This is a genomic window from Anaerobiospirillum sp. NML120449 (assembly GCF_023051105.1).
Classification (GTDB): domain Bacteria; phylum Pseudomonadota; class Gammaproteobacteria; order Enterobacterales; family Succinivibrionaceae; genus Anaerobiospirillum.
In genome coordinates, this window is sequence record NZ_JALKIL010000090.1 from 1 (window position 1) to 2249 (window position 2249).

At 52.3% G+C, this 2249-nt stretch carries 1 rRNA gene; it reads left to right on the top strand.

The annotated features are described in order from the left end of the window. Positions 1-2232: ribosomal RNA gene (locus MXE41_RS12890) — 23S ribosomal RNA — on the top strand; the annotation flags it as partial. Positions 2233-2249: the final 17 nt, after the last annotated feature.

Here is a 2249-nt window from a genome sequence, read left to right on the forward strand (position 1 = left end):
CAGTTGATACAGGTAGACCCGAAACTGGGTGAGCTAGTCCTGGACAGGTTGAAAGCAGGGTAACACCTGCCGGAGGACCGAACCCACTAACGTTGCAAAGTTAGGGGATGATCTGGGACTGGGGGTGAAAGGCCAATCAAACTCAGTGATAGCTGGTTCTCCTCGAAAGCTATTTAGGTAGCGTTCTACGAGGACGTACGGGGGTAGAGCACTGTTATAGCGCGGGGGCCATCTCGGCTTGCCAAACTATTGCAAACTGCGAATACCGTACAGTTGGAAGTAGAGGACAGACGGTGGGTGCTAACGTTCATCGTCAAGAGGGAAACAACCCGGACCGCCAGCTAAGGTCCCCAAGTTCTGGTTAAGTGGGAAACGATGTGGGAAGGCACAGACAGCCAGGATGTTGGCTTAGAAGCAGCCATCATTTAAAGAAAGCGTAATAGCTCACTGGTCGAGTCGGCCTGCGCGGAAGATGTAACGGGGCTAAACCAGACACCGAAGCTGCGGATTCATACTTTGTATGAGTGGTAGAGGAGCGTTCTGTAAACTGATGAAGGTGAGGCGGGAGCCGAGCTGGAGGTAACAGAAGTGCGAATGCTGACGTAAGTAACGATAAAACGGGTGAAAAACCCGTTCGCCGAAAGACCAAGGGTTCCTGTCCAACGTTAATCGGGGCAGGGTGAGTCGGTGCCTAAGGCGAGGCTGAAAAGCGTAGTCGAAGGGAAACAGGTTAATATTCCTGTACCAGATATAAGTGCGATGGGATGACGGAGAAGGTAAGGTCAGCCAGTTAACGGATTCTGGTGGAAGATTGTAGGGAGTATCCCGGGTTAAAAGACGGGATGCGTTGAACTGAGAATCGATGCGAAGTGAATTTATTCACGAAGTGACTGTAGCCAGGCTTCCAGGAAAAGTCTCTAAGCTTCAGCTTATATGTGGCCGTACCCCAAACCGACACAGGTGGTCGGGTAGAGGATACCAAGGCGCTTGGGAGAACTCAGGTGAAGGAACTAGGCAAAATTGTACCGTAACTTCGGGATAAGGTACGCTGCTCATGGTGAAAGATGCACATCTGGAGCTGAGAGCAGCCGCAGTGAAATGGTGGCTGGGACTGTTTAACAAAAACACAGCACTCTGCAAACCTGAAAGGGGAAGTATAGGGTGTGACACCTGCCCGGTGCCGGAAGGTTAAATGATGGGGTCAGACGCAAGTCGAAGCTCCTGAGTGAAGCCCCGGTAAACGGCGGCCGTAACTATAACGGTCCTAAGGTAGCGAAATTCCTTGTCGGGCAAGTTCCGACCTGCACGAATGGTGTAACCATGGCCACGCTGTCTCCACCTGAGACCCAGTGAAATCGAAATCGCTGTGAAGATGCAGTGTACCCGCGGCTAGACGGAAAGACCCCGTGAACCTTTACTGCAGCTTGACACTGAACTTTGAACATGTTTGTGCAGGATAGGCGGGAGACATCGAAGGCAGAGCGCCAGCTCTGCTGGAGTCGTCCTTGAAATACCGCCCTGACCTGTTTGAAGTTCTAACTCGACAAAGACCTTGAAGAGGACAGTGTCTGGTGGGAAGTTTGACTGGGGCGGTCTCCTCCTAAAGGGTAACGGAGGAGCACGAAGGTCAGCTGATTACGGTCGGACATCGTAAGGTCAGTGCAATGGCATAAGCTGGCTTGACTGCGAGAGCAACAACTCGAGCAGGTGCGAAAGCAGGTCATAGTGATCCGGTGGTTCTGTATGGAAAGGCCATCGCTCAACGGATAAAAGGTACTCTGGGGATAACAGGCTGATACCGCCCAAGAGTTCATATCGACGGCGGTGTTTGGCACCTCGATGTCGGCTCATCACATCCTGGGGCTGAAGTTGGTCCCAAGGGTATGGCTGTTCGCCATTTAAAGTGGTACGCGAGCTGGGTTCAAAACGTCGTGAGACAGTTTGGTCCCTATCTACCGCGGGCGTGGGATAATTGAGGGGGATTGCTCCTAGTACGAGAGGACCGGAGTGAACGAACCGCTGGTTTACGGGTTGTCATGCCAATGGCACCGCCCGGCAGCCAAGTTCGGAACTGATAACCGCTGAAAGCATCTAAGCGGGAAGCAGGCCCCAAGATGAGTTATCCGAGTTAAATCATAAGGGCCGTTGAAGACTACGACGTTGATAGGTTGGATGTGGAAGCGCAGTGATGCGTGAAGCTGGCCAATACTAATGACCCGAAAGCTTGACCATACAACCCCGAAAGGTTT